Source organism: Parendozoicomonas sp. 2304DJ65-17, from assembly GCF_058148445.1.
Map to the genome: position 1 here is coordinate 373,018 of NZ_JBYVJV010000002.1, position 16,852 is coordinate 389,869.

Below are 16,852 nucleotides of genomic sequence, written 5' to 3' on the forward strand. Positions count from 1 at the left end.
TTGATTAATCTATGGTTGGACTAGTGCTAAAGTTCAATTTTTGTTTTTTGTGGTTAACCAATGTTGGAATTATTTCTTTGAGCTGGTGTTTCAGGTTGTAAGTTTCTAACTTTTGCTTCAATTGATACGTTACCGCTGCCATAACAGTGACTCTTGAATACAGGCTTTTACTAACTTACACCTAGAATTTGATCAGGAAAAGAATGAAGCTGTCCCACTGAACCTGCAATGGTTTTGCTCTTGCACGGTATTTGAGTTTTTAATGAATCTATTTTTAAGATCATTAGGGTCGTAATACAATATAAGACTCTTAATGCTTAGGAGTATAGGCTTTACTCAACAAAGGAATTAATTAGTAGGTTTTAACTATGAAAATTGGCCGTTATACGATAAATAAGAACACCATTCTAAATAAAATCAACGAAAAGCTATACTCAGTTAACAGCCAGAAATACTGGGAAGGGCGATTTAGTCGAGATTGGGTTTCCTCTGGAGGGCGCGTCCAAACACTTTTATTTGCAAGTGGACTCTTTATGAGGCTAGCAGAAAAAGGTGTTAAAGTAGGAGAATTAGATAGCGTTCTTGATTTTGGTTGTGGCACAGGGGATAGTGCACCTATTCTAAAAATGCATATGCCAGAATCGAAGGTGTTTCTTTGGGACTTTTCAGAGCAAGCTAGAAGAAAAGCTGAACAAGAGTACTCATCAATAGCTACAGTTCTAGTTAAAGAACCGAGTGAAAAGTATGATTTAGTGTATTGTTCTAATGTAATTGAACATATAAAAGAACTTAAACCATTTTTAAATAATATAGTTAAATCGTCCAAGAAATACGTTATCTTCCAAGCACCATGTAATGAGAGGCATACCGATGGAGAATTAATCTCTCCTGGAAATCCATTAGGTGAGCATGTGCAGACGATAAATGAGGATATGATTATTGATTTAATAGATGGTGCTGAGTTTGAATGGTGTACAGTTGAGTTTTCAGTCCCGTACGCATGGGACAGAGGAAAGCAATTAGCTGTAATTGGTAGAAGAATATAATTAATTATTCCGAATGATGGCAATGAATGTACTCTCGGTCAGAGAGTTATTATATTTAATTTGTCATCGGATGTTTTTGTTTACTTGTTCACGAATTAAATTATGTCAAATAAAATTGCCCTTATTACTGGTGTGACTGGTCAAGATGGTTCTTACCTTGCTGAATTTTTGTTAAATAAAGGATACGAGGTTCACGGTATTAAACGTCGAGCTTCATCCTTTAATACAGAGCGTGTCGATCATATCTATGAAGATCCACACACTCAAAATCAGCACTTTAAACTACACTATGGTGACTTAAGTGATAGCTCAAACCTGACTCGTATTCTCAGTGAAGTACAACCTGATGAGGTTTATAATTTAGCAGCGCAATCCCATGTTGCAGTATCTTTTGAATCTCCAGAATACACAGCTGATGTAGATGCATTAGGAACACTTCGCCTCTTAGAAGCTATTCGTTTTCTAGGGCTTGAGGGAAAGACACGCTTCTATCAGGCTTCTACCTCTGAATTGTATGGCTTGGTACAGGAAACTCCGCAAAAAGAAACAACTCCATTTTACCCCCGTTCTCCATATGCAGTAGCAAAAATGTATGCTTACTGGATAACTGTTAATTATCGAGAATCCTATGGTATGTACGCTTGTAATGGCATTCTGTTCAACCATGAATCCCCACGTCGTGGTGAAACATTTGTTACACGCAAGATCACTAGAGGTCTTAGTAATATTGCTCAAGGTATAGATCAATGCCTATTTCTCGGTAACATGGATGCGTTAAGAGATTGGGGGCATGCTCGTGACTATGTGGAAATGCAGTGGTTAATGCTGCAACAGGATAAGCCCGAGGATTTTGTTATAGCCACCGGTGAACAGTATTCTGTGCGACAATTTGTTGATTTAACAGCAAAGGCTTTAGGTATTCAACTGCGGTGGGAAGGTTCAGGTATAAATGAGTCTGCCTATGTAGAGAAAATAGCTGGTGATAGCGCGCCTGCTTTGAGTGTAGGGCAATTAATAATTGCAGTTGATCCTCGATATTTTCGTCCCGCTGAAGTAGAAACTTTGTTGGGAGATCCTACAAAAGCAAAAAATAAACTTGGTTGGGAACCTGTCATTACGTTAGAAGAAATGGTTTCAGAGATGGTTGAGTTCGATTTAGCTAAGGCTAAACAACATGCGCTGTTAAAAAAGCATGGCTATGATGTGAAGGTTTCTCGAGAGTAGTCTTGTAAATTTGTGCTAGCAGTAGGAAGTAAGAGTGTTTCGATGGAGTTTTTCTCTATCATTGGTAGCAATGAATTTTTAAGGTTTGTATGAAAAAAGTTTTTGTGGCGGGTCATCGTGGAATGGTCGGATCTGCGATAGTTCGTCAGCTAGATGCCGAGCCTAGTATCAGACTTATTACTCGAGATCGAGAAAGCCTGGACCTTACTAATCAGAATGCCGTTGCTGACTTCTTTAGATCTGAAAAAATTGATCAGGTATATTTGGCTGCGGCGAAGGTGGGAGGAATACATGCTAACCACAGTTATCCAGCAGAATTTATTTATGAAAATTTGATGATTGAATGCAACATCATTCATCAGGCTTATACGGCTGGAGTAAAGCGGCTATTGTTCCTTGGTTCAAGTTGCATTTATCCTAGAGGTGCAAATCAACCTATGGCAGAGTCGGAGCTTCTTAATGGGCATTTAGAATCAACTAATGAGCCTTATGCGATAGCGAAAATTGCAGGAATTAAACTGTGCGAATCTTACAATCGACAGCATGGAAAGGAGAGTGGAGTAGATTATCGCTCGGTTATGCCGACTAACTTGTACGGGGAAAACGATAATTTCCATCCAGAAAACAGTCATGTAATACCAGCAATGATGCGTCGTTTTCATGAAGCTAAGTGCAAGGGTGAGAAGGAAGTAGTAGTTTGGGGGTCGGGTACTCCAATGAGAGAATTTCTTTATGTTGATGATATGGCATCAGCCTGTGTTCATGTTATGAATTTAGAGAGGTCGTCTTATGAGGCGAATACGCAACCTATGATGTCACATATAAATGTAGGAACAGGTATAGACTGCTCTATTTGTGAGTTAGCTCAGACAATGAAACAGGTTGTTGGTTTTGAGGGAGAAATTGTGTTCGATTCAACAAAACCTGATGGAACCCCTCGTAAATTAATGGATGTTTCTCGACTTGAACATTTGGGCTGGAAGGCGTCAGTCTCTTTAGTTGGTGGGTTGGAAATGACTTATCAGTGGTTTTTGGAAAATGCGGCTAACCTACGCTCTGTCTGAGGATCATCATGAATTTAGTTCCTGTTATAATGTCTGGTGGCTCAGGTAGTCGTTTATGGCCCCAATCGCGGTCACTTTATCCCAAGCAATTTTTATCTTTGGTTGGTAACCAGACTATGTTGCAAAACACAGTCTCACGTCTAGAAGGGTTAGGTTCTGTTTCACCTCCGCTTGTTATAGCCAATGAAGAACACCGCTTTTTAGTCGCAGAGCAACTACGCCAAATAGGACGAGAAGCGTCCTCTATTATCTTGGAGCCAGTAGGTAGAAATACAGCACCCGCCGTCGCACTTGCAGCATTAAGAGCTCAGGCCGAGTCAAAAAATAGAGATGTACTTTTATTAGTTTTAGCAGCAGATCACGCTATACAAGATGTTAAAACTTTTCATCAGGCTATTAATGTCGCTAAGCCTGCCGCACGTGATGACCAACTTGTTACATTTGGAATTGTACCAACTCAGCCCGAAACCGGTTATGGGTATATTAAAGCTAATAGATGTACTAAGGTGAATGCTAATCAGGTGTTCCCTGTAGATCAATTTATAGAAAAGCCTGATTTTCAAACTGCCAAGAAATATTTAGCTTCTGGTGACTATTACTGGAATTCTGGAATGTTTCTGTTTAAGGCCTCCCGATACCTAGAAGAGCTAAGAACATTTCGTCCTGATATCTTAAAAGCTTGTGAAAAAGCTATGCAGGGTCAGAGTATAGATTTAGATTTTGTACGTTTAAATGAAGAGGCTTTTAAGTCTTGCCCAGATGAATCCATTGATTATGCTGTTATGGAAAAAACAACGGATTCCGTTGTTGTTCCCTTAGATGCTGGTTGGTCTGATGTTGGGTCGTGGACATCTCTTGCAGACATTTCTGAAAAAGATATTATGGGTAATTCGCTTTTGGGGGATGTGCTATTACATGATGTCCATAACACTTATGTGCGCAGTGAAAAAAAACTTATTGCAGCTGTGGGTGTTGAAAATCTTGTTATTACCGAGAGTGATGACTCAATTTTGGTTGTCCATAAGGATAAAGTGCAAGATGTCAAAAAAATTGTAGAGAAACTAAAGGAAAAAGAACGACCGGAAGTGTCTGTACACCGTAAGGTTTATCGCCCATGGGGGGCATACGACTCAATTGATAGTGGAGATCGCTTTCAGGTTAAGCACATCACCGTAAAACCAGGAGCTAAGCTCTCACTTCAGAAGCACTATCATCGAGCCGAGCACTGGATAGTTGTTAAGGGAACTGCTCTTGTTGTTAATGGAGATAAAGAAATTCTTCTGACGGAAAATCAGTCAACTTATATACCTATTGGACATGTACATCGTCTTGAAAATCCAGGCAAGTTTGACCTTGAACTGATTGAAGTACAAAGCGGAAGCTATTTGGGTGAAGATGATATTGTCCGTTTACAAGATACGTACGGGCGCAATTAATATGAAAAATCTTTCCTGTTTTAAAGCTTATGATATTCGTGGTCGTCTCCCTGATGAACTAAATGCTGAAGTAGCTTTTTCCATAGGGTGTGCCTGTTCTTTATACCTTAAACCTAAAACGATAGTTGTTGGAGGGGATGCTCGTTTATCAACTCCTGAATTAAAGATGGCATTAGTTGATGGGCTTTGTAGTCATGGTGTTGATGTAATTGATATTGGACTTTGTGGTACTGAGGAGGTGTACTTTGCAACTTCTTACTTCAAAGCCGATGGCGGTATTATGGTAACAGCTAGCCATAATCCTATGAATTATAATGGGATGAAGCTTGTTCGAGAGGAAAGTAAACCTATCTCTGGTGATACAGGTTTACGTGAAATTGAGGATTTGTCCCATAAACTCCTTATTTCTCGGAGTTTAAAGCCTAAAGAAGAAAAAAATAAAACCGGAGCTTATCAAAAGGTAAGCAATGTTATGCCGTATGTTAATCATATTCTTGGTTATATTAAACCCGAAAATCTAAACCCTCTTAAGCTGGTTGTTAATGCTGGCAATGGTACTGCAGGGCATGTAATAGATGCTATTGAAGAAAAATTTTCACTCTTGGATGTTCCTGTTGAATTTATAAAAATTCATCATGAGCCAGATGGAAATTTCCCCTATGGCATTCCCAATCCACTTTTACCAGAGTGCCGAGAAGTGACTGGTAAAGCTGTTCTTGAACACAAGGCCGATATGGGAATTGCTTGGGATGGAGACTTTGATCGTTGCTTTCTTTTTGATGAAAAGGGGAGGTTTATTGAAGGCTATTATATTGTAGGTCTACTAGGTGAAGCTTTCCTTTCTCATGAACCGGGAGCGAGAATAATACATGACCCCCGATTAACCTGGAATACTATTAATCAGGTGACTGCTGCAGGTGGAAATCCCATTCTTTGCAAGACAGGGCATGCATTTATAAAAGAGCGGATGAGAAAAGAAGATGCTGTATATGGCGGAGAGATGAGTGCACATCATTATTTTCGAGATTTTTCTTATTGTGATTCCGGTATGATTCCATGGTTACTGGTGGCAGAATTAATGTCACATAAGGATAAATTTCTTTCTGAACTTGTGGCTGAGCGTATAGATCTTTTTCCTTCGTCTGGTGAAATCAATAGTGAGTTGAAAAATCCTCAGAAAGCTATTGAACGTGTTTTAGATGCTTATCAGGGTGATGCCTTGCACCTTGATCATACTGATGGTATTTCACTTGATATGGGAGATTGGCGCTTCAATCTTCGCCTTTCTAATACTGAGCCGGTTATTCGTTTGAATGTTGAAAGCCGGGCAGATCGTTTCTTAATGGAACAGAGGACATCAGAACTCCTTGATATTATTCGTGCAGATTGTTAAAAAGCCGATGCGCACTTTATTTATTGAAAATATAAGTTTATTTGACAAAAAATAGTAAATAAAGTGTGCTGCGGTGATTTAATAATTATCATTCAGTATATAAAATCATAACCTTGTCTAGGGCATCTTCTCACCGATTTTATTAATTGGTAGATGTCAGGTTTTTCAGTGCAATCAGGGTGGGGTGGTTTTTATTATAAGGATTGATTTTTGGTTGTTATATTGTCCAACTGGAGTTGGTTGATTAATTTTCGAGAGTGAAAACAGGGTTTTCCTTTTCTTGATTTTTTTGATTGTTCGTTTTATGAGTTTTAAGTTTGTAGTAAGTGCTTTGATTCTTTTAAGGTTGAATCAATATTTGCATGAAGCGAGCTTCAAGGTCTTGTGAGTATAAAGGAATGTTTTTGTTGGTCTTCCTTTGTATTAAAAGTTATGTCTTATATAAATAGTGATGGTTTTTTAATGCGGACGAAACTGTTGTCTCTTCCCCGTTCACAAAAAAGACTTGTAGGGTTGTTGTTTGATACGGCATCTATAGGTATTTGTTTATGGCTGGCTTTTTATATTCGTTTAGATATTACTGACTCATTTTTAAAATACCCCACTACATACTTTATAGCTGTAGTTGTTACTCTTCCGTTTTTAATTAGAATGGGGCTTTACCGTGCAGTTTTACGTTATATGGGAACAGATTCAATTATTAGTATAATTAAGTCATGTTCTTATGCTACTCTGTGTTTGATGCTTGCTGGATTTGTATCAGGCCAAAATATTATTCCGCGTTCAATACCGTTTATTTATTGGTTGCTGCTGCTACCATCCATGACTATATCGAGATATATCATGCGTGCATGGCTATTAGGAGATGCTCTAGCTGATATTTTTCCTGAATTCTTTCCGAAAGGGAAAGGTCACTCTGATCATGGTATACCAGTGGCGATCTATGGAGCTGGATCGGCTGGTGTGCAACTTATGTCTGCTTTGGATAAAGGGATAGAATATCAGCCTGTTGCCTTCCTTGACGATAAAAGGGATAACGCAGGACGTTCAATTCAAGGAAGAAGTATTTATAGTCCAAAACACTTTGAACAGATGAAACTAGAGTCGGGTGCTCAAGAAATACTTTTAGCTATTCCTTCTTCAACTCGTTCGAGACGAAGAGAGATTGTTCAAAGCCTTGAATCATTTGGCCTCCCAATTCGTACAGTTCCTGCGATGGCAGATCTTGCTAGTGGTAGGATGCGAATGCAGGAGATACAACAAGTTGATATTGGTGATGTGCTAGGACGGGAAGAAGTTGCACCAAGAGAGAATTTTTTAGAGCAGTGCATTACTGGCAAAGTTGTTATGGTTACTGGGGCAGGTGGGTCTATTGGGTCTGAGTTATGTAGACAAATTCTTAGACTGAAACCATGTTTTTTAGTTCTTTACGAGCATTCCGAATTTAACCTGTATCAAGTAGAACAAGATATACTCAAGATGCAAAGTAGATATGATGAGTATAACGAAATAAAGGTTGCTGCAGTTCTTGGATCTGTGAACAATCCTGTTAGATTGATTGAAACTATGCGGCAGTTTTCGATTAAAACTGTATATCATGCCGCTGCTTATAAACATGTACCTATTGTTGAGCATAATATACAGGAAGGTATTCGAAATAATACGTTTGGAACTCTTTATGCTGCACAGGCTGCCATTTTGACGAATGTTGAACGCTTTGTATTAATATCAACAGATAAGGCTGTACGGCCAACCAATGTCATGGGGGCGACAAAACGTTTGGCTGAAATGGTATTGCAAGCTGCTGCAAATGAAAAACAAATGTCTTTCTATGATGCAGATAAATTTGGAAAAAATGATTCAGAACCAGTAACTGTAAATACTTGTTTTACTATGGTCCGTTTTGGGAATGTGCTTGGTTCTAGTGGATCAGTTATTCCACTGTTCAGAGAACAAATTCGTTTAGGTGGACCAATAACAGTGACGCATCCTGATATTAATCGTTATTTCATGACTATACCTGAGGCTGCTTTGTTGGTTATACAGGCTGGGGCTATGGCTAGGGGAGGAGAAGTATTTGTCCTTGATATGGGTGAGCCAGTTAAAATTGTCAACTTGGCAAAACGAATGATTAGTCTTTCAGGATTAACTATTAAGGATGACAGTAATCCAGATGGTGATATTGAAATTATTTTTACAGGGTTGCGGCCTGGAGAGAAATTATATGAGGAGTTGCTGATAGGGGATAACGTAGCTGGTACCAGTCATCCCAAAATCAGTATGGCTATGGAAGGAATGATATCTTGGGAAGAGCTACGTCCTCTACTACTTAAGATATCCACAGCTGCTTCAGAAAAGCAATTTTCAAGTGTTCATGTATTGCTGAAAGATATAGTGAGTGGTTTTAAGGGGAGTGGCGAAATTGTTGATTGGATGAATTTATCTACCGAAAACCTTAATCCTGTTGAATCAATTTACTAAGGTTTGGTGTTTTTTGCGTTTTTTCTATTTAAGTTCATCTTTCTTTTGAGGTTTTTTCTACCTATTGCCCGTTATATCAAGATAGTGAAATTTCGCTCCCAGTATGTAGTTGTGCTCTATTTATGACTTACTTGGGGAGGCACTCAATGTGCGAGTGCATAATGCCAACCCTCTTTGTTGGAGTGATTTTCTCACTTTAGGTTTAGTATGATGGCCTTCCATGTCTGCAAGGCCAAACTCCTTATAAGAAGAACTTTTTACCTGTTGTCTTCGGCGTATGTGGTGAGTGGTTTAGATTATAGCTTCAAGTATATTCCGTTTTCTATTTGGAGGGTTGTTTTTCCAGGGGTGCCTTTTCCTCTTCCCCTGATAGTTCATAGAGCTACATTCTCATGCTTTTTCTTAAAAGCGGCACATAAGCCGATAGGAAAGAAAAGCATTAACCATTGAAGATCGGGTCTTATTAAAAAGCTATATGTGTCGCTTATCATCCCAATTTGGCCATATATAAGACTGCAACCTGCTATAGCCATGACGACTTTTTTTCTATAGCGAAATGTTACACATACCCCCCACATGGATGTAGCTATGAATAATAGTCCTGCTGGAATTCCCCAGTAGTAAGTAACATTTAAGAGCATATTGTGAGGGTGGTTTAAAGTGGTACCGTGCCATCTGGCTCCGATATATTCGGCAAAGGCTCCGTGTCCCAGTGGACGATCTTTAATGTAATCAACAGCCATTTCCCAATTAGCCACTCTACCATTTAGGCCACTTTCTAATATTTGGCTGAGCTGCTTAAAAATGCTTTCGTGAAAAATGCCTAACAACGTACAAATAACGATACTTAGGCTGAATATTAAAGACTTTTTCCAAGGTGATTGTGATAGTAGCAATGCTATAAATGCCATAGTTAAAAGTGCAATTAATGGCCCCCTAGATCCGGTAAGTAGAATGAAGACTGAAAAAATAACTAATGAAAATATTACAATAACTCTTTTTTTCCAGAAAAAAGGTTTGCAAGTTAAATAGCCACAGAGGATTGAGGCAAAACTTCCATAATAGAGCCCTGCTAGTATTGGATTAGCTAGATCGGCCGCGAAACCACCGATACCCAGCTCACTTACTCTGTAGCTATAAGCACCAAAAGCACGAATCCCCATGCTATGGCCAACTATGCCAAACTGGTAAATCAGCGTAAAAGCCGCAAAAAGTGCAGCAATGCTGGAGGATAAAAGCAGTAGCTTTTCTGGCTTTTCATTGTGCAGTACTACGGTGCGAACCACATAAAGATAGACTGCAATCTTTATCGTTCGGTTAAAGACTGTGCCTATAACCTCAATGTTTTGGATGATTATGGGGTGCAGTTGTATCCATAAAAGCATTAAAGCAAGTAGCTTCTCACCTCCAGTCATACAATGAATTGAATGACGTAGTCCATTTCTATACAGGTCAATGCATAAAGAAACAAGTCCGGGAAACAAGCACCAAATATAGGTTTGGGTGAGGTAGCCTCCACTCGAGCCAACCCAAAGCAACCCAGTCAACTGGATAAAAAGTCCAAGAGGGAGGATTCGAGTTTTTAAGAAGCTATCCACACCTTCCAGCCAAGGGGGAAGATAACGTTTATTTGATATGTAAAGCTGTGTTTGCATATTTAGATTGATTGGGAATAGCAAAAAAAGTGCCTATCTTACAGCATAATTCAAGGTACAAGCATGGTAGAATACACTGTAATCATCTAGTTTCATCACTATCGGTTGTGTAGTACAGCAGGTTTTTAGAATTCATGGCGCAAGATTCTCTTACATACTCAAATCAAGGGAAGAAATATATTCTTCAACTGTGTCATGGCTACGACATGCCCTTCCATGATGTTGCCAGACAATATGCAGCCTTGTTCAAAGGAACAGAGTTTGAAGTGGTAACAGTATTTCTTACGGGTAAAAAGAATGAGAATGCTGCTCGAATGGTACAATCATCAGAAGTACTGTTTCTCGAAAATACATCAAAAGAGATTAGGGGACTAAAGCTCAAGCAGATCCGTCAAGTTAAGGCTTTGCACCAAAAGTATAACTTCGCGTTCTGTGTTGCCCATCGCTTCAAGTCAATATATATAGCTTGCCATATTCCAGACCTATTTGTTTTTGGGGTTCACCATGCTTTTGGTGGTTACAAGCGATGGGGGCGTCGGGCATTTGTACGCTTAAAGCAAAATCAGCTCGCATTGATCGGTGTCTCGAATTCTGTCCGAGACGATATACGAAAATGCTTGCCAGGGTTCCCGTCGAATCGTATTCAAACCCTTTACAACAGAATTGATTGTCAGCAGCAAGGTAAACTTTTCTCTAGAGACGAAGCAAGAGTAAAGCTTGGGTTGCCTCTTGAGAGCTATGTTTTTGGTAACGTTGGTCGTTTGCACCCTGATAAAGATCAAGAGACCCTTATTAAAGCATTTTCTCTGGTTTGCAAGTCAAATCCGGAAGCGCTCCTTGTCCTAATGGGTAAAGGCCGGCTGGAAGCTCACTTGAAAGGTAAAGCCGAAGAGTTGGGAGTTAGTGAAAATGTGGTCTTCACAGGTTCTGTAAAAGATGGAGCTCGATATTTTAATGCCTTCGATTCCTTTGTTCTAAGTTCTAACCATGAGCCATTTGGGATGGTTCTTTTAGAGGCTATGGTCGCTGGGCTTCCTATGGTTGTTTGTGATAGTGGGGGAGCGCCTGAGGTTTGTGGGGACTTAGGTGAAACCTTCCCCTTAAAAGATCATCATGCTCTGGCAAAGTCGATGTGCAAACTTCTCTCTTTAACAGAAGAAGAAAAAAGGAGTAACTCTAAGGCCATGGCCCAGCGAATAGAGTTACAGTTTAGCGATTCAGCTGTGCGCAAGGTGTTTTGGGATTTTGACTTTGTTAAGCGCTTTAAAAAAGATTGAAGAAAGAAGATGGGTAGAAAGCTAAAAGTACTCCAGTTGCAGCCTAAGTACTATATAAGAGAGACGGATCTGCATGAGGAGATTGTAAAGGGGCTTCCTGCACAAGACTTCGATGTTGTATCGGCTTATATGCGTGAAAGGCCAAAGAGCAGTACCGATATGATCAGTGTTGCTCAGAGAAGTAAATACTTTGGTTTTTCCAAAAATGAAATGAAAGGGCTTCGTTTAAAAGGAATGAAGTCACTTTATAATTTTTGTGAAGAAGAGAAATTTGATGCTGTTATCACTCACAGGTTCAAGCCGTGTGATATGTTATTGACCTTGAATAAGGCTCTGAAAATTCCACGTTGTATTGGTGTTTTTCATGGTCTCGGTGATTTCGATAGAGTATTCAGAAGACTATCTTTTAAAGCGAGAGTTGATGATCGTTGGAAGTTTGTTACTGTTTCTGATCCGGTTAAAAGATATCTTCTTGAACAAAGATGTGGGTTTGACGAGAAAAATGTTCTAACAATCAATAATGCAATTGATGTCGATCGTATTACTTCTGGCTTTTTAGATCGTAATAACTTGAGGGGCTCTTTGGGCTTATCTGATAGTGACTTTGTTATAGGAACTATCGGAAGAATGGTTGATGTTAAGGGCCATAAATATCTTTTGGAAGCGTTCAAGAGGCTTATTGATAAGGGGCTGAACGCTAAGCTGGTTATCATTGGTGATGGTAAAAACAGAGCTTCGGTTGAAGAGTATTTGTCACAGAATAACCTGAGAGGTCATGTTCGTCTAATGGGGCATGTTGAATCAGGTTATAGATATTTGCCAGCATTTGATCTGTTCACATTACCCTCTCTTTCTGAAGGGCTTCCCCTTTCTATTCTTGAGGCTATGGCTTGTGAGTTGCCTATTGTTGCAACATCGGTGGGTGGTGTTCCTGATGTTATACGCGATATTGGTAGATTAGTTCCTCCAGAGAGCGAAGAGGATTTATCTAAAGCCTTCATGGATGTTATACAGTCCGCTACCATTAAAGAGGAAGGGCAAGCGTTAAGGCAGCGCTTAATTGATAACTATTCCATTGATGCTTATCGCAAAAGATATAGAGATTTAGTTACGGCTAGATTTTAATGTTTGTGAGAAAGGGGAGTATATCCTTTCTCACAAAAGATATTTAGCTTTCAAGTTTTTTGAAGCCTGACCTTGATATAGTAAATCCTAGTCCTTCCTCTCCTGGAGGGACTTGATTTAATAAGTCTAGATTTTCCCACGCGGCAGTATCTCCCCGAAAGGGAGGGAGCCATGCACTTGATTTCCAATTCATAAAGTGCAGATACATGAACTCACGGTCTTTGTCGTTTGTATTTGTGAGTTTTCCGTTCTGCCATATCCATGACTCAGGGTGCTCCATGCCTCCGTTGAACCAGGGTTTTGGGGACAGGATCGTGCTATATTGTTCCTGAAAATATGCGGATTTTTGGTACTTGTCTTTAAAACCATAGATTTTCCTAAGCCATCCTGGATATTTTTTATGGCGTAAAAAGATCTTCGAGAACTTTGACTCATCAATTCCATGATGTTTTTCATCTTCTAATATTTCTTTCCAGTCTTTTATTCTCATAAAGGATTCATTCAGGAAGTACTTATTCCGCACTAAAAAGAAATGCCCCGAGACTCGGTCCCAGTGGGTTGAGAGCGTGTTGTATTTGTTAAGTATATCTGTCGTATAAAAATTTCTAATATTTCCATAGATGACATCAATATCACCAAAGCCCCAAAAATCATAGTCTTTAATGATGTCTGTGTGTATGTATCCGTACGCTGGTTTTAGGTCGCATAGTTTATAAGGTGAGGATGGGGTAAAATTGATATTTAATCTCTTGCTGACCAGCTTCTTATAATCACTAAAGCAAAAATTCACAAAGTGCGTATTTTGTGGTGCGTTAGATGGCTTGGGGCAGTCGGTGAGAAAGTACCAGTCAATACTAGGGTTATGTCTACATGACTCTAGATATAGGCTAAACCACTCTGGCCATTTTCCAAAGTATGGTGTGATGACTGCTATAGAAGGTAGTGACATGGCTGGCTTTAAGTTCGAAAAATTGGGTATGCAGTGTGAGTCAAAGAAGTAGTGAACCTTTAGTTTCCGTGATCATTACGTGCTTTAACCATGAGAATTATATAACTAATTCTGTACGTAGTGTACTTGCACAGAACTATGAAAATATTGAGCTTGTGGTCGTAAATGATGGGTCGACTGACAACTCTGCTGCTATTTTGGATGCCTTGGCTGATGAGCATGATTTTAAGGTGATACATCAGCAGAATGCGGGTGTTTCAGCTGCTATGGAAACAGGGTTGGGCCACTGTAAAGGCAAGTATGTAGCAACATTGGATTCTGATGATGCCTTTCTGGCAGATAAGATATCTAAGCAGGTTGGTTTTATGGAAAAACACCCTGAATTTGCAATTTGCGGTGGTGGGATGCTCATCATAGATGATAAAGGGCAGCTGTCACCGCCAAGGCGTTTTCCACCCTACAGAGTTATAGGGTTTGACGATGTTTTTGAAGAAAAAGCCGATATCATTCCTTCGTCATCAGCATTGATTCGAAAAGAAGTGTTTGAGTTAGTTGGTGGATATTCTCCTGATTATCGTATTCAAGATTTGTATTTTTGGCTGAAGGCTACCGCTGCAGGGTTAAAAATTGTGGCTCTTCATGATGTGCTTATTTACTATAGAAAGCATGCATCTAATAGCCACTCTAATTATGAGAAAGTATTCTGGGATACTTTGAAAATTTATGACCTTTATATGGAACGTGAAAATTATACAAATGTGAAGATGAAATTTTTGAAAAGTATGTTCGTAAAATTTGCGAAAAAAGATAAGAGATTTTCTCTATTGGTTTTGAAGATGATTCCATTTTCCAGGTTTGATCTTAAGGTTGTGAAGGGGATTTTTAGGTTAGCTAAGCCTTTTTAACCTGGGTGGATGTTTATGAAAAATGTAGTTGTTTTAACTGGTACCTTAAAGCTATCTGGCGTTACAACTTGGGTTTTAAGCCTTTCCAAGGCTCTATCTAATAGCGGATGTCGAGTAACGTTATTAAATATGGGAGTCTCTACAGGCATTGTTATGCCAGAGGGAGTGTCTGCTAAATACTTGGGGCGCCCTCGTAGTAATGTGTTCCTTAAGCTCTTTCGTTTGATTTTACTTAATAAAATAGCTCCTGGGTTTTATAAAAAATTAGAATGGTTTGTGCGATGTGGTCGTGTTAAGAGAGCATTGTCTTCACTTAAAAGTAAAGACGGTGTTGATTTTATCATTAAGGATTTTACTACTGAGTCACCACCTGTAATTTTTGATTATCAAACAATTGGTGTTGTTCATCAGGTTTTAAGCGAGTGCTGGCATATGGAGTCAGTGCGATCACACTTTAATGACCCTTATAGCGTAGTGGTCGCAGTTTCTAATGCTGTGAAAAAAGATGCAGAAAAGCTAGGCATTCCTGTTGAAAAGGTCGTCTATAACCCTTTACCTCTAGACATCAAGAAAAATATACCGAGTGACAGGCTTGGAATTATTTATGTTGGAAATATTAGTAAGGAAAAAGGTGTTTATCGTTTACTTCATGCATACCGCCAGTCTGGATTGACAGTACCTCTTAACTTCGTAGGTGAGGGTAGTGCATCACCAATTCTTAGAAAAATGATAGATGAGATGTCGCTTACTGATCGAGTAACGCTACATGGTTTCTTAGAATCATCAAGAGCTAGGGATATGATCGAAAAATCTCAACTTTTAGTTTTGCCTTCTTATCACGAAGCTATGGGGTATTCAGCAATAGAGGCTTTATGTCTAAATACACCGGTTCTAACTACGCCCTATGAAGCAGCTTCTGAATTTATCGATAGTCAATATATAGCTTCGGGTAAAACGGATGAAGAAATTGTTAGAAGCCTTGCGAAGAAAATGAGTGAAATCATTTGTGAGGATTATGATTTCGAGTTCAGTCATGATCAGCTGAACAAGATGAGTTATGAAGAAACTGCTAAACGCTATACCGAGTTATTGTAAAGTGGTGGAGGCGGGGGGATTTGAACCCCCGTCCGCCGGCACTCTGCCCTTGGCTCTACATGCTTAGAACTGCCTTTGTTTTAACTTTGAACGATCCGGCAGGCGGGATTAACAAAGCGATCCTGGTAGGTTTTAGCTGTTCCACGTCAGGCCCGCAGAAGGCAGCGATTCTGTTTAAAGTTGCGATCAGTACCAACCAACAGAAAAGTCAGAGTGATCGGGAGCAGACCGGTTTTAAGCGGCCAGCGCTCCTTGGTAGTTGTCGTCGTTGGCAACTAAATAAAGTGTAACAATTTTTTTAACGAGAACTGTTACGCACTCGACATGCACCTCGGGTTTCGTCACCGTCGTCGAATCCTAATCGCCCCCGGCAGGTCGAAACCTGAAACTTGTCGCATATTCTAAATGACTCTTATGGGGTTGGGTCAATAGAAATTTTTGCTATAGATACGTAATGTGTTGCGGATGAGGGTGTTTTACACGACAAAGGGAGCCGGTTGGCTCCCTTTGCTCGTTTTGGGCGAAGGTTGTGAGGTGTTAGCCACGTCCCATAATGCGCTGCTTTTCAATATTCCATTCACGCTCTTTGGTTGTCGCACGCTTGTCATATTCTTTCTTACCACGAGCCAAACAAACCTGAGCTTTAATCAGGTGCTGTTTCCAGTAAAGTTTGGTACATACGCAGGTTTTGCCAGCCTGCTGGGTTTCTGCGAACAGTTTGGCTAGTTCTCGCTTATGTAAAAGCAGTTTTCTGTCACGGCGAGGATCTGCAATAACGTGGGTTGATGCAGTTGGGAGTGGGGTGATCTGGGCGCCAATCAGCCAGGCTTCACCGTCTTTTAGCAGCACATAGCTGTCTACCAGCTGGATTTTACCCTGCCGGAGGCTTTTTACTTCCCAGCCACTCAGTGCTAAACCAGCCTCAAACGTCTCTTCAAGGTGATAGTCGTGGCGAGCCTTTTTGTTAACAACGATGCTGGAATCACCAGCCTTTTTAGATTTCTTTGCCATAATGCCCGAATTATACGTGCCTGCAGCCCAAATGCTATGGTAGAACTTTCCGTAAAGTTTCCTTTTACCTTATTTAAAAACAGAGCCTTACGGCAGGTTGCAAAGTGTTAGTGGTTGTACCTTATAAGTAAATAGATAGAATGGCAGTTTAGCGCGAGCTCTGTTTGTTTTTGCGTATATTTTTATAAATT

The 16,852-nt window shown here is 39.8% G+C and carries 13 protein-coding genes and 1 other RNA gene; 10 read left to right on the forward strand and 4 right to left on the reverse strand.

Features of this window, described 5'->3' with window-relative positions; translation table 11 throughout:
* Positions 1–368 precede the first annotated feature (368 nt).
* The 6 genes from ACY2RR_RS06645 (at position 369) to ACY2RR_RS06670 (ending at position 8,644) form a co-directional block, all read left to right on the forward strand.
* Positions 369–1,046, forward strand: a complete 678-nt coding sequence (locus ACY2RR_RS06645; RefSeq protein WP_490107357.1) for a class I SAM-dependent methyltransferase — start codon at positions 369–371, stop codon at positions 1,044–1,046.
* Positions 1,047–1,148: 102 nt separating this feature from the next.
* The gene (gmd, locus tag ACY2RR_RS06650) at positions 1,149–2,270 is read left to right on the forward strand and encodes a GDP-mannose 4,6-dehydratase (protein WP_490107358.1); all 1,122 of its coding nucleotides are present in this window, start codon (positions 1,149–1,151) and stop codon (positions 2,268–2,270) included.
* A gap of 89 nt (positions 2,271–2,359) precedes the next feature.
* Entirely contained in the window at positions 2,360–3,334 is a 975-nt protein-coding gene (gene fcl, locus ACY2RR_RS06655) for a GDP-L-fucose synthase (RefSeq protein WP_490107359.1), read from the forward strand.
* Positions 3,335–3,342: 8 nt separating this feature from the next.
* Positions 3,343–4,770: a mannose-1-phosphate guanylyltransferase/mannose-6-phosphate isomerase gene (locus ACY2RR_RS06660; RefSeq protein ID WP_490107360.1), complete on the forward strand. Its 1,428-nt coding sequence runs from the start codon at positions 3,343–3,345 to the stop codon at positions 4,768–4,770.
* A gap of 1 nt (position 4,771) precedes the next feature.
* On the forward strand, positions 4,772–6,163 hold the full coding sequence (locus ACY2RR_RS06665) for a phosphohexomutase domain-containing protein (RefSeq protein ID WP_490107361.1): 1,392 nt from the start codon (positions 4,772–4,774) through the stop codon (positions 6,161–6,163).
* A 384-nt stretch (positions 6,164–6,547) separates the two neighbouring features.
* Complete coding sequence (locus ACY2RR_RS06670; RefSeq protein WP_490107362.1) at positions 6,548–8,644, forward strand: polysaccharide biosynthesis protein; 2,097 nt, start codon at positions 6,548–6,550, stop codon at positions 8,642–8,644.
* 374 nt (positions 8,645–9,018) lie between these two features.
* Here the strand turns inward: ACY2RR_RS06670 and ACY2RR_RS06675 are convergent, their stop codons facing one another.
* Complete coding sequence (locus ACY2RR_RS06675; protein WP_490107363.1) at positions 9,019–10,299, reverse strand: O-antigen ligase family protein; 1,281 nt, start codon at positions 10,297–10,299, stop codon at positions 9,019–9,021.
* Positions 10,300–10,433: 134 nt separating this feature from the next.
* On the opposite strand from ACY2RR_RS06675, the gene ACY2RR_RS06680 reads away from it, so the two are divergent.
* Positions 10,434–11,576 carry a glycosyltransferase gene (locus tag ACY2RR_RS06680; RefSeq protein ID WP_490107364.1) on the forward strand — a complete coding sequence of 381 codons (1,143 nt, stop codon included), beginning with the start codon at positions 10,434–10,436 and terminating at the stop codon, positions 11,574–11,576.
* Positions 11,577–11,585: 9 nt separating this feature from the next.
* Positions 11,586–12,701, forward strand: a complete 1,116-nt coding sequence (locus ACY2RR_RS06685; protein WP_490107365.1) for a glycosyltransferase — start codon at positions 11,586–11,588, stop codon at positions 12,699–12,701.
* A gap of 43 nt (positions 12,702–12,744) precedes the next feature.
* Here the strand turns inward: ACY2RR_RS06685 and ACY2RR_RS06690 are convergent, their stop codons facing one another.
* Complete coding sequence (locus tag ACY2RR_RS06690) at positions 12,745–13,650, reverse strand: DUF6625 family protein (RefSeq protein WP_490107366.1); 906 nt, start codon at positions 13,648–13,650, stop codon at positions 12,745–12,747.
* Positions 13,651–13,685: 35 nt separating this feature from the next.
* On the opposite strand from ACY2RR_RS06690, the gene ACY2RR_RS06695 reads away from it, so the two are divergent.
* Positions 13,686–14,555, forward strand: a complete 870-nt coding sequence (locus ACY2RR_RS06695; RefSeq protein WP_490107367.1) for a glycosyltransferase family 2 protein — start codon at positions 13,686–13,688, stop codon at positions 14,553–14,555.
* Between the two features lie 15 nt (positions 14,556–14,570).
* A complete protein-coding gene (locus ACY2RR_RS06700) occupies positions 14,571–15,650 on the forward strand; it encodes a glycosyltransferase (RefSeq protein WP_490107368.1) in 1,080 nt (359 codons plus the stop codon).
* A 2-nt stretch (positions 15,651–15,652) separates the two neighbouring features.
* Here ACY2RR_RS06700 and ssrA read toward each other — a convergent pair.
* Positions 15,653–16,019: a transfer-messenger RNA gene (ssrA, locus tag ACY2RR_RS06705) on the reverse strand.
* Positions 16,020–16,187: 168 nt separating this feature from the next.
* A complete protein-coding gene (smpB, locus tag ACY2RR_RS06710; protein ID WP_490107369.1) occupies positions 16,188–16,661 on the reverse strand; it encodes an SsrA-binding protein SmpB in 474 nt (157 codons plus the stop codon).
* Positions 16,662–16,852: the final 191 nt, after the last annotated feature.

Excerpts from the sequence above, each read along its gene's own strand:
- gmd (WP_490107358.1), top strand. The coding sequence starts at position 1,149 with ATGTCAAATAAAATTGCCCTTATTACTGGTGTGACTGGTCAAGATGGT.
- ACY2RR_RS06645 (WP_490107357.1), top strand. The coding sequence starts at position 369 with ATGAAAATTGGCCGTTATACGATAAATAAGAACACCATTCTAAATAAA.
- ACY2RR_RS06690 (WP_490107366.1), bottom strand. The coding sequence starts at position 13,650 with ATGTCACTACCTTCTATAGCAGTCATCACACCATACTTTGGAAAATGG.
- ACY2RR_RS06665 (WP_490107361.1), top strand. The coding sequence starts at position 4,772 with ATGAAAAATCTTTCCTGTTTTAAAGCTTATGATATTCGTGGTCGTCTC.
- ACY2RR_RS06680 (WP_490107364.1), top strand. The coding sequence starts at position 10,434 with ATGGCGCAAGATTCTCTTACATACTCAAATCAAGGGAAGAAATATATT.
- ACY2RR_RS06700 (WP_490107368.1), top strand. The coding sequence starts at position 14,571 with ATGAAAAATGTAGTTGTTTTAACTGGTACCTTAAAGCTATCTGGCGTT.
- ACY2RR_RS06675 (WP_490107363.1), bottom strand. The coding sequence starts at position 10,299 with ATGCAAACACAGCTTTACATATCAAATAAACGTTATCTTCCCCCTTGG.
- ACY2RR_RS06660 (WP_490107360.1), top strand. The coding sequence starts at position 3,343 with ATGAATTTAGTTCCTGTTATAATGTCTGGTGGCTCAGGTAGTCGTTTA.
- smpB (WP_490107369.1), bottom strand. The coding sequence starts at position 16,661 with ATGGCAAAGAAATCTAAAAAGGCTGGTGATTCCAGCATCGTTGTTAAC.
- fcl (WP_490107359.1), top strand. The coding sequence starts at position 2,360 with ATGAAAAAAGTTTTTGTGGCGGGTCATCGTGGAATGGTCGGATCTGCG.
- ACY2RR_RS06685 (WP_490107365.1), top strand. The coding sequence starts at position 11,586 with ATGGGTAGAAAGCTAAAAGTACTCCAGTTGCAGCCTAAGTACTATATA.